Source organism: Streptomyces sp. NPDC008150 (genome assembly GCF_042956945.1).
Lineage (GTDB): Bacteria > Actinomycetota > Actinomycetes > Streptomycetales > Streptomycetaceae > Streptomyces.
In genome coordinates, this window is the sequence record NZ_JBIBHJ010000003.1 from 480,631 (window position 1) to 502,491 (window position 21,861).

The window sequence follows — 21,861 nt, forward strand, 5'->3', positions numbered from 1 at the left end:
CGCGTGCGGATGTGACCTCGCCGACTGTCGGGCGGCCCGCGGAGCGGCCCTCGCCCGGTGCTCGCCTCTCTTTTCGCGGGCGGGCGGTCCGCCGGTCTTCCTGGGCGGGGCCCGTTGTCGGCGGACGCCTATAACCTCGTAAGCGTGTCGTCTCTCGCGCTCTACCGCCGCTATCGCCCGGAGTCGTTCGCCGAGGTCATCGGGCAGGAACATGTCACCGACCCGCTGCAGCAGGCGCTGCGGAACAACCGGGTCAATCACGCGTACCTGTTCAGCGGGCCCCGCGGCTGCGGCAAGACCACGAGCGCACGCATCCTGGCCCGTTGCCTGAACTGCGAGCAGGGCCCGACGCCGACGCCGTGCGGCGAGTGCGAGTCCTGCCGTGACCTGGCGCGCAACGGGCCGGGCTCCATCGACGTCATCGAGATCGACGCCGCGTCGCACGGTGGTGTGGACGACGCCCGTGACCTGCGGGAGAAGGCATTCTTCGGGCCCGCGCGCAGCCGGTACAAGATCTACATCATCGACGAGGCCCACATGGTCACGCCGGCCGGCTTCAACGCCCTGCTCAAGGTCGTCGAGGAGCCGCCGGAGCACCTCAAGTTCATCTTCGCGACCACGGAGCCCGAGAAGGTCATCGGCACCATCCGGTCGCGCACGCATCACTACCCCTTCCGGCTCGTCCCGCCCGGCACCCTGCGCAAGTACCTCGGCGAGGTCTGCGAGATGGAGAAGATGGCGGTCGCCGACGGCGTGCTGCCCCTGGTGGTGCGCGCGGGCGGCGGCTCCGTGCGTGACTCCATGTCCGTCATGGACCAGCTCCTCGCGGGCGCCGGCACCGACGGCGTGACGTACACGATGGCCACCTCCCTGCTCGGGTACACGGACGGGTCGCTGCTGGACTCCGTCGTCGAGGCGTTCGCCTCCGGTGACGGCGCCGCCGCCTTCGAGGTCGTGGACCGGATCATCGAGGGCGGCAACGACCCGCGCCGCTTCGTCGCCGACCTGCTGGAACGCCTGCGCGACCTGGTGATCCTCGCCGCCGTCCCGGACGCCGGGGAGAAGGGGCTCATCGACGCCCCCGCCGACGTCGTCGAACGCATGCAGGCCCAGGCCGAGGTGTTCGGCGCCGCCGAACTGAGCAGGGCCGCCGACCTCGTCAACCAGGGGCTCACCGAGATGCGGGGCGCGAACTCCCCCCGCCTCCAGCTCGAACTGATCTGCGCGCGCGTACTGCTCCCGGCCGCCTACGGCGACGAGCGTTCCGTGATGGCCCGGCTCGACCGCGTCGAACGCGGCGTGAACTTCTCGGCGGGGGCCGGTGCTCCCGCCATGGGGTACGTCCCCGGTCCCGGCGCGCAGGGCCACGGTGCCGGCCCCGGCCAGGCTCCGCAGCAGCCCCACGTCCAGCCCCAGCCCGTCCAGCCCCAGCCCGCCCAGCCCTACGCGGAGGCGCCCGCGCAGGGAGGTCCCGCCGCCGCCCGTGCCGCCGTGCGGGGCGAGAGCGGGGCGGTGCAGCAGGCCCCCCAGCCGCCGCAGCCCGCGGAGTCCGCGCAGGCCACGCAGTCCGCACCGCCCGCCCAGCCGCCGCAGGCAGCCGCCCCGCACGAGGAACCGGCCGCCGCCCCCGCGCCGGGCGCCTGGCCCTCCGCGGCCTCGGGCGGCGGCGCCGGTGCCGGGGCGCGGCGCCCCGGCGGGTGGCCCACGGCCGCCTCCGCCGGCAGCGGCGGTGCCGCACCCGCGCCCCGGACGCCTGCGGCGCCGCCGCCCGCGGCCCCGCAGACGCCCGTGTCCGCCCCCGCCTCGGCCGCCCCGGTTCCGCCGCCCGCGGCCGGCGGCGGTCCTGATCCCCGCACGCTGTGGCCGAACATCCTGGAGGCGGTCAAGAACCGCCGCCGCTTCACCTGGATCCTGCTCAGCCAGAACGCCCAGGTCACCGGCTTCGACGGCACCACGCTCCAGGTCGGCTTCGTGAACGCGGGCGCCCGTGACAACTTCGCGAGCAGCGGCAGCGAGGACGTACTGCGCCAGGCGCTGGCCGAGTTGTTCAACGTCCAGTGGAAGATCGAGGCGATCGTCGACCCGTCCGGCGGCTCGGCCCCGCCCGCGGGCGGCACCCCCGGGTTCGGCGGCGGCGGTTACGGCGGAGCCCCCGCGCCGCAGCGCCCCGCCGCTTCCGCACCGTCCGGGGCTCCGGCCGAGCACCCGGGCGGCGCGCAGCCGCAGGGCTCCTCGTACGGGCAGCAGTCGCCCCAGGCCGGGCCCTCCTTCCAGGACCAGAGCCAGGGGCAGGGCCAGGGGCAGGGGCACGGGCAGCCCCAGGGTGGGAGGCCGCAGTCTCCGCCGTCCCAGCCCGCGGCCCCGCGCCCCCAGCCCGTCGCGCCCGAGGACGACGTGCCCGAGGACGACGACCCCGACCTCGTGGAGTCCGCCCTCTCCGGGCACGACCTGATCGTCCGGGAACTCGGCGCCACGGTGGTCGAGGAGATCTCCAACCAGTAGCGGGCGAGCACGCGTTACCGCCGGGTGGTGGCCTGCGGTCAACAGGCCCGTCCGCGGCCCCCGCCGCCAACTCGTCAGGACCTCGTCCGCAGGCCCGCCCGCCCTGCGGCCCGCCCGCAGCCCCGCCCGCGGCCACGTCGCCGGACCTGGTCCGCAGCCCCTAGCCGGCCCCCCCGCCCGCCCGACGGCGGCCCCCTTGGTGGGAACGCACAAGCCCGCTCCCGCCTCCCCTTCGGGCGGCCGCACAAAACGCCCGCCCCCGCGCCCGTTAGGCTGAACCCGTGAAGGTCCTCGTCATCGGCAACGGTGCCCGCGAACACGCCCTGTGCCGTTCTCTGTCCCTCGACCCCGACGTCACCGCGCTGCACTGCGCGCCCGGCAACGCAGGTATCGCCGAGGTCGCCCAACTGCACCCGGTCGACGCGCTCGACGGTGCCGCCGTCTCCGCGCTCGCCACGGAACTCGGCGCCGAACTGGTCGTCGTGGGCCCGGAGGCCCCGCTGGTCGCCGGTGTCGCCGACGCCGTGCGCGCCGTGGGCATCCCGGTGTTCGGCCCCTCCGGGGAGGCCGCGCAACTGGAGGGCTCCAAGGCGTTCGCCAAGGACGTGATGGCGGCGGCCGGCGTGCCGACCGCCCGCTCGTACGTCTGCACGGAGGCGGCGGAGACGGCGACCGCGCTCGACGCGTTCGGCGCCCCGTACGTCGTCAAGGACGACGGACTCGCCGCCGGCAAGGGTGTCGTCGTCACCGACGACGTCGAGGAGGCGAAGGCGCACGCCGCCGGGTGCGACCGCGTGGTCATCGAGGAGTTCCTCGACGGCCCCGAGGTCTCCCTCTTCGCGATCACCGACGGTGTGACCGTCGTACCGCTCCAGCCGGCCCAGGACTTCAAGCGCGCGCTCGACGGCGACGAGGGCCCGAACACCGGTGGCATGGGCGCGTACTCGCCGCTGCCGTGGGCGGACCCGAAGCTGGTCGAGGAAGTCCTCCAGACGGTCCTCCAGCCGACCGTCGACGAGATGCGGCGCCGGGGCACCCCGTTCTCCGGCCTGCTCTACGCCGGGCTCGCGATCACCGGCCGCGGTGTCCGCGTGATCGAGTTCAACGCCCGGTTCGGCGATCCCGAGACCCAGGTGGTCCTCGCCCGCCTGCGCACCCCGCTCGCCGGTGTGCTGCTCGCCGCGGCCAACGGCACCCTCGCGGACCTGGAACCGCTGCGCTGGCACGACGACGCGGCCGTGACCGTGGTCGTCGCCTCGCACAACTACCCGGCCGCCCCGCGCACCGGCGACCCGATCACCGGGCTCGACGCGGTCGCCGAGCGGGACGCCCCGCACGCGTACGTGCTGCACGCGGGCACCGCGCGCAAGGGCGACGACGTCGTGAGCGCGGGCGGACGCGTCCTGTCCGTCACCGCGACCGGCAAGGACCTGTCCGCCGCACGGGAGCGCGCGTACGCGGCCCTCGGGCGCATCGACCTCGACGGTTCACAGCACCGCACGGACATCGCCGCGAAGGCGGCGGCGGAGAGCGCGACCGCCCACTGACCGCCGGGGGGACGGCACCCGTCCCCCCTCGCGGCGTCCGGCCGGACGCCGGTCCGAGACCACCGCCCCGCCCTCCCGCACGCGGGGCGCGCCGTACCCGTCCACCAACGCGAACGAACGCGAACGAACGCAAACACGCGCCGCCGCGCCAGGGCGCGGAAGCCCCGCCTCCGCGGGTGCGCGCCACCGTTCTCCGCACCCCGACAGGCCAGAACGTCCAGGGCCCCGGCTCCTCCGCACCCCCGGAGGAGCCGGGGCCTGATCGTTGCGTTCCGTTGACGGGCTATGACCAGAGCCATTCCATCGGGTGACCGATGGGCTATCCGGCTGACGTGACCCAGGGCCCCAACTATGGTGCGGCGCAAGCGTTCCGGCACTTGGCCCACCGGCATTGCGATGTCGGTGCCGGCTGCCACAGTGGGGAGTGGACAGTGCCGGACAAGCAGGACGGAAGCAGCTCTGAAGCGGGACCGGAGAACGGGACCGGAGAAGCAGTACGGCAGCGGGATCAGGCAGCAGGAAGGGGGTGACGTCCGGTCGTGACCGGTACGGAGGTGGAGGGCGCCGCACAGGCCGCGCGGATGCGGGCGGTGGCGGTGCTGCACAGTCGCAGCAGGGCACTGGCCGTGGCGCTGCTGCCCGCTGCCGCGGCCGTGATCCTGCTCGCGGGCGGGGCCACCGGCCATCTCGTCGGCGGCGGCTGGGACGCGGCGCGCTGGGCCGTCGGCGCGGTCGCCGTGCTCGTGCTGCTGGTCGCGGGAGCCGTCGCGCTGGTCGTTGCCCGCGCCCGGCCCGCCCTCAGCCCCACGGTCCCGATCGCCGAGTCGTCCGCCCCGGACCTCTACCGCATGGTGCGGGACCTCGCCGACCGGCTGGGCGTGCCCGCCCCGTCCGCGATAGCGCTCACCCCGGACTGCGACAGCTGGCTGGAGGACCGTTCCCACGCCGCGCACAGGACGGCCCGCGCGCGGGCCGTCCCCGCGGACCGGGGGCGTCCGGGGGCCGCGGACGTGACGGCGCCGGTGCTGGTCATCGGTTCCCCCTTCATGTGGTGGATGCGCGTCGGCGAGCTGCGCGCCGTGCTGGCCCCGGTCGTCGCCGGTACGGGGCCGTCGGCGCACCCCGACATAGCCGCCGCCCGCCGGTTCGTCCGCGGCCTCGACGCGGCGGTCGGCGTCGCCGCCTCGCCCGCCCGCGGCCCGCTGGCCCGCCTGGTGCTGGCCGGTGTCGGCCGGATCGCCCGCGTACTGCTGCGCGACTGCCGTGTGCACGCGGCCGAGATGGAACGCGCGGTGGCGGCGGCCGGCGCGTTGCGCGCCCAGGGCGTGGACTACGGACTGCGGATCGTCGCCCAGGAACAGGTGGGCCTCGCGTACGCGGGCTGGGACCGGCTGCTCACCCGGGTCGCGCTGCCCGCGTGGCGGATGGGCCGCTGGCCCTCGCGCCTCGACGCGGGTGTCGTCGCCGCGCTGACCGAGCTGTCCCGGCGCGACCGGCTGGCCGAGGGCTTCACCTCGCGGCTCGCCGAGCGCCCCGCCTGCGACCTGCTGGAGGAGCCCGGCCTGATCGACGAGGCGACCTCCCTGCTCGCCGCGCGCCTCTTCCACGGCGGCCCGGCCGAGGCCGGCCCGGACTGGCTGCCGGTCGACTGGCAGGAGTACCCGGACGAGGTCGTCGACCGCACCTGGCGCACCGACGCGGCCCGTCTGCACCGGGTCCTCGACACCCTCGGAGTGCGCCGCTCCCCGGAGGCGACGGCCGCGGCACCGCCCGCGGACGGCCCGGCCGGCAGTCCCACCCTGGCCCGCGTCCTCGACCACCTGACGGTGCGGGAGCGCACGGCCGCCGAACCGGCCGCCCGCCCGGCGCCGGACGGGCCCGCGGAGTCCGCCACCGTCACGGCGACCGCCCCCGGGCCCGGCCCGGAGAGCAGCGCCCCGGCTGTCGCCGAGCCGGTCGGGACCACCGCCCCCGCGCTCTTCCCCCCGGACGAGGACGACGAGGTCATCGGGGGCACTCCCCGCAGCGCCGCCCTCGCCGCCGTGCTCAGCGCGGAACTCGCCCGCGAGGAGGCGTCCGCGACACCCGCCGACCCGCTGCCCGCCTGTGCGCCCGCGCCGGGCCAGGGGCCGGACGCCGTGCTCTGGGACGACGGCACCCTGCCGCTGTTCCCCCTCCAACCGCCGCGCACGGGGCGGGAGTTGCTGGCCGACCATGTGACGGCCATGGTGTGCTGCGCGGCGATGGACACCGCCGGTGCGGTGCCGGGCCTCGACTGGCTCGACGGGCCGACCCTGCTGATCGACGGCGAGCGTGCGGCCGACCTGGCGCCGCGCGTCCTGAGCCTCATCGAGGACGGCGACTCGGTGCCCCTGCGCGCCTGGCTCGTCGAGGCCGGCATACGTCCCGAGAAACCCCTGCGCCTGGTGTGAGGGTCCGCCCGCGCCCGCCCGCGCCCGCTCGGCGGCCCCTCCGCGCCCCGGTTGCGGAGCCCCTTGTTCCGCTTACGAGTAATTCGCAACGAACAGTGACGGAGTGCGTGCGTCATGTGATGTGCTGGGACCGATCGCGCCCACCGCGAGCCCGTACGAAGCCCGTACGGGGCCGAGTGGGTGCGACCCGTGCACACGCAAGGAGCCGTGCCCCGTCGGGCCACCCCCGGGTGCGGCGCACCACCCGGTGGCGGCCGTGCGGGGCGTGCGCCGGGCGGATGCGGCGGGGGAGAGGTGCGCGCGGTACGGACGCGTGGCACGGCAGAGGGGAGCGGTCATGGTGTCGGAGCAGATCCGCCGGTGGGAGTCGGGAGCGCTCGCGCACGCGGTGACGGACCCCTTCGGTCAGGGACCCCTCCCGTGGCTGCGCGGCAGCGAGACCTATTTCGACGACACCGGTCACGTCGTCCCCTGGTACGTGGAGGCCACTCCGCCGGCCGCCACCGACCCCGCCGGAGTCCGGCGCCGAACCGGCCGTCCGGTCCCGGCGCCGCGCGGTCCGGTCGGCCCGCGCTCGGCGGACGACGTCGGCCGCCAGATCAAGGGGTTCACGTCGACGGGGGCCGTCGCACCCGGCGAGGCCATCGACTTCCGTGTCACGGTGGACCCGCCGCAGGAGTTCAGCGTCGACATCTACCGCATCGGTCACTACGGGGGCGACGGCGCGGCGAAGATCACCACGAGCCCCCGCCTGTCCGGGATCGTCCAGCCCCCGCCGCTGACCGCCGACCGCACGGTCTCCTGCCACCACTGGTGGCTGTCCTGGCGGCTCCAGGTCCCGTCGTACTGGAACACCGGGGCGTACGTGGCCGTGCTGACCACGGCGGACGGCTACCGCTCCCACGTCCCGTTCACCGTGCGGGACGACAGCCCCGCCGACCTGCTCCTGCTGCTCCCGGACGTGACGTGGCAGGCGTACAACCTCTACCCCGAGGACGGCCGCACCGGCGCCAGCCTCTACCACGCGTGGGACGACGAGGGCCGCCTGCTCGGCGAGGCCGAGGCCGCGACCACCGTCTCGTTCGACCGCCCGTACGCGGGCGCGGGCCTGCCGCTGCACGTCGGGCACGCCTACGACTTCATCCGCTGGGCGGAGCGCTACGGCTACGACCTCGCGTACGCGGACGCCCGCGACCTGCACGCCGGCCGGGTCGACCCGACCCGCTACCGGGGCCTGGTCTTCCCGGGGCACGACGAGTACTGGTCGGTGAACATGCGCCGCGCGGTCGAGCGGGCCCGCGACCACGGCACCTCGCTGGTCTTCCTGTCCGCCAACTCCATCTACTGGCAAGTGGAGTTGGGGCCCGCGCCGTCCGGCGTCCCGGACCGGTTGCTGACCTGCCGCAAGCGGCGCGGCCCCGGTCGCCCGGTGCTGTGGCGGGAGGTCGACCGCCCGGAGCAGGAGGTGGTCGGCATCCAGTACGCGGGCCGCGTGCCCGAGCCGTCCCCGCTCGTCGTCCGCAACGCGAGCCACTGGCTGTGGGAGGCGACCGGCGCCCGCGAGAACGACGAGATCGCCGGACTGGTGGCGGGCGAGGCGGACCGTTACTTCCCGCGCAGCAGGCTCCCCGAGCACCAGGACCGCATCCTGCTGGCCCACTCGCCGTACGTGGACACCGACGGCGCCCGGCGCCACCAGGAGACGTCCCTCTACCGGGCACCATCGGGCGCCCTGGTGTTCGCGTCCGGGACGTTCGCGTGGTCGCCCGCCCTGGACCGCCCGGGGCACGTGGACGCCCGTGTGCAGCGCGCCACCGCCAACCTCCTCGACCGCATCTGCAAACACGACTGACCGCCCCGTCCGGCGACCGGTCCTCCGCGTCCGTCCCGGCCCCCGGCGCGGGGGCCGGACCTCGCATACGGGAGAATCGAGTCATTGGACAGAACCACGGGGAGGAACCGTGTCCGGATTCGTAGAAAAGCCCGAGCCGATCGAGGTTCCGGGCTTGGTGCACCTGCACACCGGCAAGGTGCGCGACCTGTACCAGAACGAGGCGGGCGACCTCGTGATGGTCGCCAGTGACCGAATGTCCGCGTACGACTGGGTACTTCCGTCGGCAATTCCCGACAAGGGCCGCATTCTCACGCAGCTTTCGCTGTGGTGGTTCGACCTGCTCGCCGATCTCGTGCCCCACCACGTCCTCAGCACGCGGCTCCCCGAGGGCGCCCCCGCCGACTGGGCGGGCCGCACCCTTGTCTGCAAGTCGCTGGACATGGTCCCGGTGGAGTGCGTCGCCCGCGGTTATCTCACCGGTTCGGGTCTGGTCGAGTACGACCGGAGCCGCACCGTCTGCGGCCTCGCGCTGCCCGAGGGCCTCGTGGACGGCTCGGAACTGCCCGCCCCGATCTTCACCCCGGCCACCAAGGCCGAGGTCGGCGAGCACGACGAGAACGTCTCCTACGAGGAGGTCGCCCGCCGGGTCGGCGCCGACACCGCCGCGCAGCTGCGCCAGACGACGCTGGCCGTCTACGGCAGGGCCCGGGACATCGCGAAGGAACGCGGGATCATCCTGGCGGACACGAAGTTCGAGTTCGGCTTCGAGGGCGACGACCTGGTCCTGGCGGACGAGGTGCTGACGCCGGACTCGTCGCGGTTCTGGCCGGCGGACCAGTGGGAGCCGGGCCGTTCGCAGCCGTCCTACGACAAGCAGTTCGTCCGTGACTGGCTCACGTCCGCCGAGTCGGGCTGGGACCGCCACGGCGAGCAGCCCCCGCCGCCGCTGCCCGAGCAGGTCGTGGAGGCCACGCGCGCGAAGTACGTGGACGCCTACGAGCGCCTCACCGGCACGCGCTGGTCGTAGCCGGCGGGGAGGATCCGCGGCGCGGGTCCCCCGCACACGAACAGGCCCCCCGGTCGATGACCGGGGGGCCTGTGTACTGAGCGGACGACGAGGCTCGAACTCGCGACCTCAACCTTGGCAAGGTTGCGCTCTACCAACTGAGCTACGTCCGCATGCGCCGTGGCGCGGGAGCAACTATACCCAACCGGGCCGGGCCGCGAGACCGTTCGCGCGGGGCGGTGCCCCGGCCGACGAGTCCGGGAGCCGGGCGGCCCGCCCAACTCCCTTGTCCGGCACACCCCGTGACCCGCCCGAACGTGCCGGGCGACCCGGATGTGTCCGCCCTCACATTCCGGGGGCGGGCCCAACGTCCGCCCGCCGGGCGGCATTTGCGAGAGCCGTGGTGCGACCGGCGGACGGGGACGGGGACGGACGGCACACGAACAAGACCCCCGGTCGATGACCGGGGGTCTTGTCTGCTGAGCGGACGACGAGGCTCGAACTCGCGACCTCAACCTTGGCAAGGTTGCGCTCTACCAACTGAGCTACGTCCGCATTGCCTCCGACCGGCTTTCACCGATCGGCGCGGGCACCAGCCTACCTGATCCACAAGAGTGGTCCGGACGGCGATGCAGAGCGGGTGACAGGAATTGCACACTGCGCCTTCCCCCTGGAAGGGGGATGTTCTACTACTGAACTACACCCGCGTGACTCCGTGAGCCGGGCCTTTCGGCCTTGCCCCTCGGCGTGCTCCAGACATTAGCTGATCAGCAGGGGGGTTGCGCAAGTCGGTTGGCCCCGGGGCCCGCTGGGAGACGCCCGGAGGACGCCGGGCGCACGTCACGGGTACACCGGGCACGCGTCCCGGGTGCACCGGAACGCGCGCCGCGGCGCCGGGCCGTCCGCCGGCTCGGGGCCGCCGGGAGCGGCCCCTTCGGCCTTACTGGGCTTCCGCGAAGGCCTCGTAGACCTTCTTGGGGATCCGGCCGCGGGCCGGGACGTCGAGCTTGTTCGCCTGGGCCCATGCCCGTACGGCCGCGGGGTCCGGGGCGACCTCCGTCTGCCGGTAGGCCTTGCCGGACTTGGCGCGCTTGCGGCCGGCCTCGACGTAGGGCGCGAGGGCCGTGCGGAGCCGGCTGGCGTTCGCCTGGTTCAGATCGATCTCGTACGACCTGCCGTCGAGTCCGAAGGCGATCGTTTCCGCCGCTTCCGAGCCGTCGATGTCGTCGGAGAGAGTGACCACGACACGCTGCGCCACGAATATCGGTCCCTTCGTGCGACACCTCGGCGATGACATGCGAGGACGTGAACGCCGGCAGATGTCGACTGTCCGCCTGTTATTGAGGAAAGTATCGGCTATTGCCAATTCATTTGTACAGTGCCAAGCATTGTGAAGTGAAGACCGACAAAATCTGTCCGCGTGTCCGGGCGCAATAAGCCGCACCGGGAGATCCGGATGAGATCCGTGGCGGATCCTGATCTTTCCCGGATCTTTTCGTGAAGGCCCTTGACCGGAACGGCAGTCGTGATCACCGTCACGTAGATTCCTACGAATCTACCCGCGTAGAAATTTTGTCCGGGTAGTCTGATGGGACCAGCTCAGCACCAACACCGGGAGTGCCAGTGGCACGCGTCGTAGTCGACGTCATGCTCAAGCCCGAGATCCTCGACCCCCAGGGCCAGGCGGTGCAGCGTGCGCTGCCGCGCCTCGGTTTCGAAGGCATCTCGGACGTCCGTCAGGGAAAGCGATTCGAACTGGAAGTTGACGGGCCGGTCGACGAGGCCGCGCTCGCCCGCATTCACGATCTTGCGGAATCCTTCCTCGCCAACACCGTGATCGAGGACTTCACCGTCAAGGTGGAGGAAGTCGCGGAGGCCGCGAAGTGACCGCTCGTATTGGCGTCGTCACTTTCCCGGGCAGTCTCGACGACCGTGACACGCAGCGGGCGATCCGTCTCGCCGGTGCCGAACCGGTCGCGCTCTGGCACAAGGACAAGGACCTCCACCAGGTCGACGCCGTGGTGCTCCCGGGTGGTTTCTCCTACGGCGACTATCTGCGGGCCGGTGCCATCTCCCGTTTCTCGCCGGTCATGGACACCGTCGTCGAGCAGGCGAAGGCCGGGCTGCCGGTCCTCGGCATCTGCAACGGCTTCCAGGTGCTGACCGAGGCGCACCTCCTCCCGGGCGCGATGCTCGGCAACAACCACCTCCACTTCATCTGCCGCGACCAGAAGCTGCGGGTCGAGAACGCGGACACCGCCTGGACCGCCGACTACACGGCCGGCCAGGAGATCCACGTTCCGCTGAAGAACATGGACGGCCGGTACGTCGCCGACGAGTACACGCTCGACAAGCTGGAGGCGGAGGGCCGCGTCGTCTTCCGCTACCTCGACGTCAACCCGAACGGTTCGCTGCGCGACATCGCCGGCGTCACCAACGAGGCGGGCAACGTCGTCGGTCTGATGCCGCACCCGGAGCACGCCGTCGAGCCGCTCGTCGGGTCCGGCCGCACCGACGGCCTCCCCTTCTTCACCTCGATCCTCAAGAAGCTGGTCAGCGCATGAGCCGCACTCCTCTGGACACGGTCGAGAACGCGGCCGCGACCCCCGACACCGAGCTGCCCTGGGCCGAACTCGGCCTGAAGAAGGACGAGTACGAGCGGGTCGTGGAGATCCTCGGCCGCCGTCCGACCGGTGCCGAGCTCGCCATGTACTCGGTCATGTGGTCCGAGCACTGCTCGTACAAGTCGTCCAAGGTGCACCTGCGCCAGTTCGGCGAGAAGGCCCCGCAGTCCGACGCGCTGCTCGTCGGCATCGGCGAGAACGCGGGCGTCGTCGACGTCGGCCAGGGCTACGCGGTCACCTTCAAGGTCGAGTCGCACAACCACCCCTCGTACGTGGAGCCCTACCAGGGCGCGGCCACCGGCGTCGGCGGCATCGTGCGCGACATCATCGCGATGGGCGCGCGCCCGGTCGCCGTGGTGGACCCGCTGCGCTTCGGTGCGGCCGACCACCCCGACACCAAGCGCGTGCTGCCCGGCGTCGTCGCTGGCATCGGCGGCTACGGCAACTGCCTGGGCCTGCCGAACATCGGCGGCGAGGTCGTCTTCGACGCCTGCTACCAGGGCAACCCGCTGGTCAACGCCGGTGCCATCGGCGTGATGCGGCACGAGGACATCCACCTCGCGAAGGCGTCCGGCTCCGGCAACAAGGTCATCCTCTACGGGGCCCGCACCGGTGGCGACGGCATCGGCGGCGCCTCGATCCTCGCCTCGGAGACCTTCGACGACGCCAAGCCGTCGAAGCGCCCCGCGGTCCAGGTCGGCGACCCGTTCCAGGAGAAGCTCCTCATCGAGTGCACCCTGGAGGCCTTCGCCGAGAAGCTCGTCGTCGGCATCCAGGACCTCGGCGCGGCCGGACTGTCCTGCGCCACCAGCGAGTTGGCGTCCAACGGCTCCGGCGGCATGCGCGTCACCCTGGACGACGTACCGCTGCGCGACAACACGCTCTCGCCCGAGGAAATCCTCATGAGCGAGTCGCAGGAGCGCATGTGCGCGGTCGTCGAACCGGGCAAGGTCGACCGGTTCCTGGAGATCTGCGACAAGTGGGACGTCATCGCCACCGTCATCGGTGAGGTCACCGACGGCGACCGGCTGGAGATCTTCTGGCACGGCGGCAAGATCGTCGACGTCGACCCGCGCACGGTCGCGCACGACGGCCCGGTCTACGAGCGCCCCTACGCCCGCCCCGACTGGCAGGACGCGCTCCAGGCCGACGACGCCAACAAGCTGGCGCGGCCCGCGACGTCGGACGAGCTGAAGGCCCAGGTCCTGAAGCTGGTGTCGTCCCCGAACCAGGCGTCGAAGTCCTGGATCACCTCCCAGTACGACCACTTCGTGCAGGGCAACACCGTGCTCGCCCAGCCCGAGGACTCCGGGATGATCCGGATCGACGAGGAGACCGGGCTCGGCGTCGCCATCGCCACCGACGGCAACGGCCGGTACGCGAAGCTCGACCCGTACAAGGGCGCGCAGTTGGCGCTCGCGGAGGCGTACCGCAACGTCGCCACCACCGGCGCGAAGCCGCTCGCCGTCTCCGACTGCCTCAACTTCGGTTCGCCCGAGGACCCGGCGGTCATGTGGCAGTTCGCCGAGGCGATCCGCGGACTGGCCGACGGCTGCCTCCAGTTGGGCACCCCGGTCACCGGCGGCAACGTCTCGCTGTACAACCAGACCGGCGAGGCCGCCATCCACCCGACGCCGGTCGTCGCCGTTCTCGGCGTGATCGACGACGTGTCGCGGCGCACCCCGGTCGCCTTCCAGGAGGAGGGGCAGCTGCTCTACCTCCTCGGCGACACCCGCGAGGAGTTCGGCGGTTCGGCCTGGTCCCAGGTCGTCCACGACCACCTCGGCGGTCTGCCGCCCGAGGTCGACCTGGAGCGCGAGCGGCTGCTCGGCGAGATCCTGATCTCCGCCTCGCGCGACGGCATGATCGACTCGGCGCACGACCTGTCCGACGGCGGCCTGGTCCAGGCCGTGGTCGAGTCGGCGCTGCTCGGCGGCAAGGGCGCGCGGCTGGTCGTCCCCGACGGCCTCGACGCGTTCACGCTGCTGTTCTCCGAATCGGCCGGCCGCGCGGTCGTCGCGGTGCCGCGCTCCGAGGAGGTCCGCTTCAACGACATGTGCGGCGCGCGCGGCCTGCCCGTCACCCGCATCGGAGTCGTCGACGGCGAATCGGTGGAGGTCCAGGGCGAGTTCACCCTGACGCTCGCCGAACTCCGGGAGGCCCACGAGGGCACGATCCCGGCGCTGTTCGTCTAGCCGACGCGATCCACCGCAGTACGTGAGGGCCCGCCCGGGTTTCGCCGGGCGGGCCCTTTCGCGTGCGGGGCCGCGGGCGGGGAGACGCTCACGCGCGGGTGGCCTTGCGCGGGGGAGCAACGTCCCTGCTCTGTGCGGGAGGTGGACGGTGCGAGCCGATGGGTGACGGTCGTGCCGCCGAGGTGCTGAGCGGGGGCCGCGCTGTGCGGGGTGCGTCGTGCCGTGGGGTGGCTGGGGGCCCGGGTGACGAATGCGGGCGCCCCGAACCCAGGGGGCGGCCCTTGGCGGCAGCGGGGTGGTGGGTGCTGCGTCGGGCCGGGGTGCACGGGTGTTGCCCGGTGTCCGGCTGCGCTGCGGCGATCGGGACGCCGGAGGGGGAGGCCGGGCGCCTTGGCCCGACGCCAGGGGTGTGTCGTGTTGCGGTGCGACCCGGGGCGCTGCGGTAGCGGGCATGCGTGCGTGAAGGGGCCCGCCGGGGCGGGCCCCTGTGCGGTGCCCTGGTCAACCAAGCCTGCCCGCGACTCACTTGGGCCCCGCCCGGCTGGCCCCCGCTCAGCCCGTCGCCGGTTCGCGGTCGTCCTCGGGTGCGGGACCCGTGGCCGGGCGGATCACCGAGCCCTGCGTGGCAGCCGCAACGCGAACACCGGCGGGGGCCCGCCCGGTTCTCGCCGGGGCGGGCCCCTTCACGTCGTCGTGGTCAACCATGGCTGTCCGCGACCCACTTGGCTCTCGCCGCGGAGCGCGCACCGTTCAGGCCGGCACCGGTTCCCGGTCCCCCTCGGGTGCGGGGCCCTCGGCCGGGCGGTCCGCCGGTGTCCTGCGCGGCAGCAGCAACGCGCACACCAGGGCCAGCCCCATCAGCGCGGCACCGCACAGGAACACCTTGTCGGTGGCCGACACGTACGCCCGCAGTCCCGCCGCGTGCGCCGTCCCGGTGAGGGTGGTGAGCGCGGTGGTGTCGCCGCCGGGTCCGTGGGCCGCGTAGAGCCGGGTCAGCAGGGTGCCGAGCAGGGCGGCGCCCATGGCCTGGCCCAGGGTCTGGAAGAACCGGATCGACGTGGTCGCCACGCCGAGCTGGGCCGGCGGTGCGGTGTTCTGCACCAACTGGATGAGCAGACCGATGAGTTGGCCGAACCCGATGCCGAGCAGGAGCAGGGCTCCCCGGACCGTCCACAGGCTGGTGGCGGTCCCGGTGGTCGCGAGGAGCAGGAACGCCGCCGTGCTGACCACGGCACCGCAGATCGCGAACGTCCGTTCCGACCAGCCGTGTTGGGCCAGCCGCCCGGAGAGCAGCCCGACCGCGGTCATGCCCGCGGCCATGGGGATGAGGTAGAGCCCGGCGGAGGAACTGGGGACCGCGCGGACGACCTGGAGGTACAGCAGGACGTAGTAGATGGCGCCGGTCATCGCGGCGCCCATCAGGCCCTGGATCGCGAAACTCCAGCGCAGTGTCGGCACCCGGAACATGGACAGCGGCAGGACCGGCTCGGCGGCCGTCGTCTGCCGCCACAGGAACAGCCCGAGCGAGAGCGCGGACCCGAGGGCGAGCCCGACGATCACCGGGGACGACCAGGCGTACTGCTTGCCGCCCCACTCGGTGACCAGGATCAGCGCGGCCGAGAAGCAGGCGGCGAGGGCGGCGCCGGGGAAGTCGATCGACCGGTGCGCAGTCCGTCCCGGCAGCTTCAGCACGAGGGAGCCGACGACCAGCACCGCGAGGCCCAGCGGCAGGTTGACGTAGAAGATCCAGCGCCAGCTCGCGTGGTCGGACAGCACTCCGCCGAGCCACGGCCCCAGCGCCATGCCGCCGCCCGCGACGACACCGCCGAGACTGCCGCCCCGGCCGCCGTTGTCGTCACCGGGTGCCTTGAGGTGGGCGAGCACGACCATCGTCACGCTCATCAGGCCGCCCGCGCCGACACCTTGCAGGGCGCGGGCCGCGACGAGTTCGCCGATGGTCTGCGCGGCGCCGCACAGCGCCGACCCGGTCAGGAACGTGGTGACCGCGCCGAGGAAGACCCGCTTCGGGCCGAGGACGTCGCACAGCTTCCCGTACAGCGGCAGCACCGCGGCCGACGCGAGCGCGAAGGCGCTGACCAGCCAGGGGATGCGGTCGATCCCGTGCGCGGGGTCGAGGTCCCGCACGATCGGGACGGTCGCCGCGGACACGATCTGGATGTCCAGCACGGCCAGCACGATCGTCACCAGGCAGACCGCCAGGCCGAGTCCGCGCTGGAGCGGGGTCAACTCCCCCGGCGGCCGCGGTGTGTGGTGCGCGGTCGAGTCGTCCGGTGTGGTCGCGGACATGGCTGTACCCCCTGTTTCGGCCCGGTGTTCGCCGTTCGGCGACCGTTGCTCGCATCAGCATGCCCATCATTGTGTACCCGGTCAATGTTTCATCCGCGAACAAAGTTAGGCCGGGCCAAAAATTCATCTTGGTACAGTGCCGACATGGCGGAAACGGCGGAAGCGGCTGAGGCAGCGATGGGACTCCGCGAGCGCAAGAAGCTCCAGGCGGGCCGGCGGATCTACCGGACGGCGGTCGAGCTGTTCGCCGAGCGCGGCTTCGACAACGTCTCCGTGCAGGAGATCGCCGACGCCGCCGAGGTCTCGAAGATGACCGTCTTCAACTACTTCAGGACCAAGGAGGACCTGGTCTTCGGCCCCATGGAGGAGCACTTCGAGGACGCGGCCAACGCCGTGCGCGACCGCCGCCCGGGAGAGTCCGCCGTCGACGCCGTGCTCCGGGGGTACCTGGAGATGGTCGAGAACCGGGACCCGGCGGTCGGTCTGAACGCGGAGCCCTTCGCCCGCCAGGTGCGCAGGCTCGTCATGGAGACACCCGTCCTGATGGAACGCGCCTTCCTCGCCGCCCAGAAGGGCACCCGCAGCCTGGCCGCGCTGCTCGCCGCCGAGACCGGCGACGCCGTGCTCGCCACCGTCGCCGCCGCCACCCTCAGCGCCGCGCGCAACGCCCTGGTCGAGGAGCACCACCGGCGCATCGAGGCGGGGGAGAGCCCGGACGACGTGGCGGCCGACGCCGCCGAGCGCGCCCGGCAGGCCTTCGGTCTCGTCGAGAACGGTCTGAAGGGCTACGCGGTCAGGCGGTAGCCGCTCGCATAGGCTCGCCGTCATGCCTCCGGCCAAGAAGCGCGCGCGCACCTACGACCCGGCCCGGACCCGTGCGGCGGTCCTCGCCCAGTTCGCCCACGTACGGGCGGCGGTCGGCACCCTCACGGACGGGCAACTCGCCCTGCCGACACGGCTCGACGGGTGGACCGTACGCGTCCTCGCCGCGCATCTGACCATGAGTGTCGAGGCGTTGAGCCGGGCCCTCGACCGGGAGGAGCCGCGGAAGACGGAAATGGCGCTCCTGGACTGGCCGTTCGCCACCGCGGACGGCGCCGGTGCCATCTCCGACCGCAGCAGCGAACTGGCCGCCGAGCACCCCGACCTCGCCGAGCTGTACGCGCGTACCGGGGAGCGGGTCGCCGAACGGCTGGCCCTCGCCCCCGACGTCCGGCTGCTGGCGCTGCCGACCGGGGCCATGACCCTCACCGACTACCTGGTCACCCGGACCGTCGAACTCGTCGTCCACACCGACGACCTGAACGCCGCCGTGCCCGGCCTCGACGTGCCGCTCGACCGCCAGGCCCTCGCCGCGTGCACCCGGCTGCTCGCCGACGCCGTCGCCGCGAAGGCCCCCGGCGCCTCGACCGAGGTGCGCGTGCCGCCGTTCGCCGTCGTGCAGTGCGTCGAGGGGCCGCGGCACACGCGGGGCACTCCGCCGAACGTAGTGGAGACCGATCCGCTCACCTGGATCCGGCTGGCCACCGGACGGCTGAGCTGGCAGGAGGCCCGGCACGAGGCGCTCGTCAGCGCGAGCGGCGAACGGGCCGACCTCGGCGGCCTGCTCCCGCTGATGTCCTGACCGGCGGGGCGGGCCCCGGCCGGCGTCCGCGCCACCCTGCGCGACGGCCATATCACCCTCGGCAGGGCGCTCTCGACCCGAATGATGTGCGAAGCCTCACTCACGCACGGGGAAGGGCAGCTCCGCGGCGGCCCGGGACGGTTGCGGGGCGATCGGTGCAACCCGCGTAGCGGTGGCTCTGACCTGCGGAAACCCGGAAGACGGCGGCCGGGCGCCGGATCGCTGCCCGAAAGCGGGCCCGTCGTCCCCAATTCGGACCAGTGGTCGATCTCGCCTACACTCGGGACCGTGCCACGTGGTGACGGTCGACTCAATCATGATCTGCTCCCCGGCGAGAAGGGCCCCCAGGACGCTTGCGGCGTCTTCGGTGTCTGGGCCCCGGGTGAAGAGGTCGCCAAGCTCACTTACTTCGGGCTCTACGCCCTCCAACACCGGGGTCAGGAATCCGCGGGAATCGCGGTCAGCAACGGCTCCCAGATCCTCGTCTTCAAGGACATGGGGCTCGTTTCCCAGGTCTTCGACGAGACCTCGCTCGGTTCGCTCCAGGGTCACATCGCGGTCGGTCACGCCCGCTACTCGACCACCGGCGCCTCCGTGTGGGAGAACGCCCAGCCGACGTTCCGTGCCACCGCGCACGGCTCGATCGCGCTCGGACACAACGGCAACCTGGTCAACACGGCGCAGCTCGCCGAGATGGTCGCCGACCTGCCCAAGGACAACAATGGCCGCTCGACCCGCGTCGCGGCCACCAACGACACCGACCTGGTGACCGCGCTCCTCGCGGGCCAGGCCGACGCCGAGGGCCGTCCGCTGACCGTGGAGGAAGCGGCGAGCGCCGTTCTCCCCCAGGTCAAGGGCGCCTTCTCCCTCGTCTTCATGGACGAGCACACCCTCTACGCGGCCCGCGACCCGCAGGGCATCCGCCCGCTGGTCCTCGGCCGGCTGGAGCGCGGCTGGGTCGTCGCATCGGAGAGCGCGGCGCTCGACATCACGGGTGCCAGCTACGTCCGTGAGATCGAGCCGGGCGAGTTCGTCGCCATCGACGAGAACGGCCTGCGCAGCTCGCGATTCGCGGAAGCGAAGCCCAAGGGCTGCGTCTTCGAGTACGTGTACCTGGCCCGCCCCGACACCGACATCGCCGGGCGGAACGTCTACCTGTCCCGCGTGGAGATGGGCCGCCGGCTCGCCGCGGAGGCGCCCGCCGACGCCGACCTGGTCATAGCGACACCGGAGTCCGGCACGCCCGCGGCCATCGGTTACGCGGAGGCCAGCGGCATCCCCTTCGGCAACGGCCTGGTGAAGAACGCCTACGTCGGCCGCACCTTCATCCAGCCGTCGCAGACGATCCGCCAGCTCGGCATCCGTCTGAAGCTGAACCCGCTCAAGGAAGTCATCCGGGGCAAGAAGCTGGTCGTCGTCGACGACTCGATCGTGCGCGGCAACACCCAGCGCGCCCTGGTCCGCATGCTCCGCGAGGCGGGCGCCGCCGAGGTGCACATCCGCATCTCGTCCCCGCCCGTGAAGTGGCCGTGCTTCTTCGGCATCGACTTCGCGACCCGCGCCGAGCTCATCGCCAACGGGATGACCATCGACGAGATCGGTGCCTCGCTGGGGGCCGACTCGCTGTCGTACATCTCCATCGACGGCATGATCGAGGCCACGAAGATCGCCAAGCCGAACCTGTGCCGCGCCTGCTTCGACGGGGAGTACCCGATGGAGCTCCCGGACCCCGAACTGCTGGGCAAGCAGCTTCTGGAGACCGAACTGGCGAGCCCGGCGGTCACCGCCGCGGTCGACGCGATCCGTCGCCCGTAACGGGTCCGTTCTCCCTGCCGTACGACACGAAAGTTCTCACTTCCCATGTCTGAGACGACTGGTGCCAGCTACGCAGCCGCGGGCGTCGACATCGAAGCGGGCGACCGCGCCGTGGAACTCATGAAGGAATGGGTCAGGAAGACCCGCCGTCCCGAGGTCCTCGGCGGTATCGGCGGCTTCGCCGGTCTCTTCGACGCGTCCGCGCTCAAGCGCTACGAGCGGCCCCTGCTGGCCTCCGCGACCGACGGTGTCGGCACGAAGGTCGACATCGCGCGCCGGCTCGGCGTGTACGACACCATCGGCCACGACCTGGTCGCGATGGTCATGGACGACATCGTGGTGTGCGGCGCCGAGCCGCTGTTCATGACCGACTACATCTGTGTCGGCAAGGTCCACCCCGAGCGTGTCGCCGCGATCGTCAAGGGCATCGCCGAGGGCTGCGTGCTCGCCGGCTGCGCCCTCGTCGGCGGCGAGACGGCCGAGCACCCGGGCCTGCTGGGCCCCGACGACTTCGACGTGGCGGGCGCCGGCACGGGCGTCGTCGAGGCGGACCGGCTGCTGGGCGCGGACCGCATCCGTACGGGGGACACGGTCGTCGCGATGGCCGCGTCCGGTCTTCACTCGAACGGGTACTCGCTGGTCCGGCACGTGCTGCTGGAGCGGGCCGGGCTCGCCCTGGAGGCCCGGATCGACGAGCTGGGCCGCACCCTCGGCGAGGAGCTGCTGGAGCCGACCAAGATCTACTCGCTGGACTGCCTGGCGCTGACCCGCACCACCGACGTGCACGCCTTCAGCCACATCACCGGCGGCGGCCTGGCCGCGAACCTCGCGCGCGTGGTGCCCGACGGGCTGCACGCCGTGGTGGACCGCTCCACCTGGGCGCCGGGCCCGGTCTTCGACCTTGTGGGCCGCACCGGCGACGTCGAGCGCCTGGAGCTGGAGAAGACGCTGAACATGGGCGTCGGCATGATCGCGATCGTGCCCGAGGAGTCAACGGACGTCGCACTGACGACGCTCGCCGACCGCGGAGTCGAGGCCTGGGTCGCCGGCGAGATCACGGACCGCGGCGAGCACACCACCGGCGCCGCCCTGGTCGGGGACTACGCGAGCTGACCAGCACGAGGTCGTGGCCGCCCGGCGGCCACGACCTCGGCGGCCGCACCGGCGGGAACCGCGGCAGGGCAGCGGAAAGCGCCGGCGCGGCTCCTGGGCCACGCCGGACGGTACCCGGATGCTCCGGACAGCACAGAACCCGGTCCGTGGCCGAAGCCACGGACCGGGTACGTGATCAGCGACGGGTCAAGCGCCGCGACGCTGTTGCGAGGAATTGCCGTCCTGATCCGCGTCGTCGTCCTCGTAGAGGTCGGCGTACCGTGAATACAGGTCGTCGTCTTGCTCATCGTCTTCGAACCGCTCGCCACCTGTAGTAGGCGGTGGCGGCGGATTCGACGGCGATGCGCCCAGCTCCTCGGCCAGGCGTGAGAGATCCGTCCCACCGCTGTTGTACTTCAGCTGGCGGGCGACCTTCGTCTGCTTGGCCTTGGCCCGGCCGCGCCCCATGGCTCGACCCCCTCAACGACGGGGCTCGACGGCCCCAGAGTCTTGACACGCGTTCATGATCCGGAACGGACTCTCCGTGGAGAGACCGGTCCGTAGGGCTTCCACGGTACCTGAGCCCACGCCCATACGGTACGTCGCCCGCAGCACGCGCGTGTGCACAGGACCTGCGAGGTGCCCCGTCCTCGCTGGTCAATCGCGATTTTAACCACTTATCGGCGCGCGACCCGCCACTGGAAGTGAGAGTTCTCTCCAAGCGTCGGTACTTTTTCGGCCCGCGGCGCATGCCCGGCGGGCCGGCGGAAGCCGGAATTCGGTCGCCGGACGGCGCGATGTCACCCCTGTGTCACCGGGGTGCTCCCGGGGTCGGCCCCGGCCGGTGCCCCGCGCCCCGCCGTCCGCACCGCACGGACCGCCG

General features: G+C 72.5%; 15 protein-coding genes and 3 tRNA genes. 12 read left to right on the forward strand and 6 right to left on the reverse strand.

The window, feature by feature from the left end; translation table 11 throughout:
* Window positions 1-144: 144 nt before the first annotated feature.
* The 5 genes from ACFZA0_RS11505 to ACFZA0_RS11525 all read left to right on the forward strand — a co-directional run bounded on the left by ACFZA0_RS11505 (window position 145) and on the right by ACFZA0_RS11525 (window position 9,342).
* Window positions 145-2,502: a DNA polymerase III subunit gamma and tau gene (locus ACFZA0_RS11505; protein ID WP_391014335.1), complete on the forward strand. Its 2,358-nt coding sequence runs from the start codon at window positions 145-147 to the stop codon at window positions 2,500-2,502.
* A gap of 281 nt (window positions 2,503-2,783) precedes the next feature.
* Complete coding sequence (purD, locus tag ACFZA0_RS11510) at window positions 2,784-4,049, forward strand: phosphoribosylamine--glycine ligase (RefSeq protein ID WP_391014337.1); 1,266 nt, start codon at window positions 2,784-2,786, stop codon at window positions 4,047-4,049.
* Window positions 4,050-4,630: 581 nt separating this feature from the next.
* Entirely contained in the window at window positions 4,631-6,481 is a 1,851-nt protein-coding gene (locus ACFZA0_RS11515; protein ID WP_391014440.1) for a hypothetical protein, read from the forward strand.
* Window positions 6,482-6,818: 337 nt separating this feature from the next.
* Window positions 6,819-8,333 carry a N,N-dimethylformamidase beta subunit family domain-containing protein gene (locus ACFZA0_RS11520; RefSeq protein WP_391014339.1) on the forward strand — a complete coding sequence of 505 codons (1,515 nt, stop codon included), beginning with the start codon at window positions 6,819-6,821 and terminating at the stop codon, window positions 8,331-8,333.
* A 109-nt stretch (window positions 8,334-8,442) separates the two neighbouring features.
* Complete coding sequence (locus tag ACFZA0_RS11525; protein ID WP_391014341.1) at window positions 8,443-9,342, forward strand: phosphoribosylaminoimidazolesuccinocarboxamide synthase; 900 nt, start codon at window positions 8,443-8,445, stop codon at window positions 9,340-9,342.
* Between the two features lie 79 nt (window positions 9,343-9,421).
* Here ACFZA0_RS11525 and ACFZA0_RS11530 read toward each other — a convergent pair.
* The 4 genes from ACFZA0_RS11530 to ACFZA0_RS11545 form a co-directional block, all read right to left on the reverse strand.
* Window positions 9,422-9,494 (reverse strand) — tRNA-Gly (locus tag ACFZA0_RS11530).
* Between the two features lie 309 nt (window positions 9,495-9,803).
* Window positions 9,804-9,876: transfer RNA gene (locus tag ACFZA0_RS11535), tRNA-Gly, on the reverse strand.
* Window positions 9,877-9,956: 80 nt separating this feature from the next.
* Window positions 9,957-10,028, reverse strand: a tRNA-Gly gene (locus tag ACFZA0_RS11540).
* A 233-nt stretch (window positions 10,029-10,261) separates the two neighbouring features.
* Window positions 10,262-10,579 carry a histone-like nucleoid-structuring protein Lsr2 gene (locus ACFZA0_RS11545; protein ID WP_391014343.1) on the reverse strand — a complete coding sequence of 106 codons (318 nt, stop codon included), beginning with the start codon at window positions 10,577-10,579 and terminating at the stop codon, window positions 10,262-10,264.
* Window positions 10,580-10,944: 365 nt separating this feature from the next.
* Here ACFZA0_RS11545 and purS point away from each other — a divergent pair, with 365 nt between their 5' ends.
* The 3 genes from purS to purL are packed head-to-tail and all read left to right on the forward strand — an operon-like array spanning window position 10,945 to window position 14,140.
* Window positions 10,945-11,208, forward strand: coding sequence for a phosphoribosylformylglycinamidine synthase subunit PurS (gene purS / locus ACFZA0_RS11550; RefSeq protein ID WP_015659417.1), 264 nt, complete (start codon window positions 10,945-10,947; stop codon window positions 11,206-11,208).
* Entirely contained in the window at window positions 11,205-11,885 is a 681-nt protein-coding gene (purQ, locus tag ACFZA0_RS11555; protein ID WP_391014345.1) for a phosphoribosylformylglycinamidine synthase subunit PurQ, read from the forward strand. The genes purS and purQ overlap by 4 nt, the downstream gene beginning before the upstream one ends.
* Window positions 11,882-14,140, forward strand: a complete 2,259-nt coding sequence (gene purL / locus ACFZA0_RS11560; RefSeq protein WP_391014347.1) for a phosphoribosylformylglycinamidine synthase subunit PurL — start codon at window positions 11,882-11,884, stop codon at window positions 14,138-14,140. The genes purQ and purL overlap by 4 nt, the downstream gene beginning before the upstream one ends.
* A gap of 750 nt (window positions 14,141-14,890) precedes the next feature.
* Here purL and ACFZA0_RS11565 read toward each other — a convergent pair.
* Window positions 14,891-16,447 carry an MFS transporter gene (locus ACFZA0_RS11565; protein ID WP_391014348.1) on the reverse strand — a complete coding sequence of 519 codons (1,557 nt, stop codon included), beginning with the start codon at window positions 16,445-16,447 and terminating at the stop codon, window positions 14,891-14,893.
* A 144-nt stretch (window positions 16,448-16,591) separates the two neighbouring features.
* Here ACFZA0_RS11565 and ACFZA0_RS11570 point away from each other — a divergent pair, with 144 nt between their 5' ends.
* From ACFZA0_RS11570 to purM, 4 genes are all read left to right on the forward strand, one after another.
* The gene (locus tag ACFZA0_RS11570) at window positions 16,592-17,251 is read left to right on the forward strand and encodes a TetR family transcriptional regulator (protein ID WP_391014350.1); all 660 of its coding nucleotides are present in this window, start codon (window positions 16,592-16,594) and stop codon (window positions 17,249-17,251) included.
* A 22-nt stretch (window positions 17,252-17,273) separates the two neighbouring features.
* A complete protein-coding gene (locus ACFZA0_RS11575) occupies window positions 17,274-18,071 on the forward strand; it encodes a sterol carrier family protein (RefSeq protein ID WP_391014352.1) in 798 nt (265 codons plus the stop codon).
* Window positions 18,072-18,359: 288 nt separating this feature from the next.
* A complete protein-coding gene (gene purF, locus ACFZA0_RS11580; RefSeq protein WP_391014353.1) occupies window positions 18,360-19,886 on the forward strand; it encodes an amidophosphoribosyltransferase in 1,527 nt (508 codons plus the stop codon).
* A gap of 45 nt (window positions 19,887-19,931) precedes the next feature.
* Window positions 19,932-20,999: a phosphoribosylformylglycinamidine cyclo-ligase gene (gene purM, locus ACFZA0_RS11585; protein ID WP_391014355.1), complete on the forward strand. Its 1,068-nt coding sequence runs from the start codon at window positions 19,932-19,934 to the stop codon at window positions 20,997-20,999.
* A gap of 186 nt (window positions 21,000-21,185) precedes the next feature.
* Here the strand turns inward: purM and ACFZA0_RS11590 are convergent, their stop codons facing one another.
* Window positions 21,186-21,446 (reverse strand): DUF3073 family protein, encoded by a 261-nt coding sequence (locus ACFZA0_RS11590; RefSeq protein WP_391014357.1) that lies wholly within the window; start codon window positions 21,444-21,446, stop codon window positions 21,186-21,188.
* Between the last annotated feature and the right edge of the window lie 415 nt (window positions 21,447-21,861).

Coding starts and splice junctions, on each gene's coding strand:
- ACFZA0_RS11515 (WP_391014440.1), top strand. CDS start 4,631: ATGCGGGCGGTGGCGGTGCTGCACAGTCGCAGCAGGGCACTGGCCGTG.
- ACFZA0_RS11520 (WP_391014339.1), top strand. CDS start 6,819: ATGGTGTCGGAGCAGATCCGCCGGTGGGAGTCGGGAGCGCTCGCGCAC.
- purL (WP_391014347.1), top strand. CDS start 11,882: ATGAGCCGCACTCCTCTGGACACGGTCGAGAACGCGGCCGCGACCCCC.
- ACFZA0_RS11565 (WP_391014348.1), bottom strand. CDS start 16,447: ATGTCCGCGACCACACCGGACGACTCGACCGCGCACCACACACCGCGG.
- ACFZA0_RS11570 (WP_391014350.1), top strand. CDS start 16,592: ATGGCGGAAACGGCGGAAGCGGCTGAGGCAGCGATGGGACTCCGCGAG.
- ACFZA0_RS11575 (WP_391014352.1), top strand. CDS start 17,274: ATGCCTCCGGCCAAGAAGCGCGCGCGCACCTACGACCCGGCCCGGACC.
- purM (WP_391014355.1), top strand. CDS start 19,932: ATGTCTGAGACGACTGGTGCCAGCTACGCAGCCGCGGGCGTCGACATC.
- ACFZA0_RS11590 (WP_391014357.1), bottom strand. CDS start 21,446: ATGGGGCGCGGCCGGGCCAAGGCCAAGCAGACGAAGGTCGCCCGCCAG.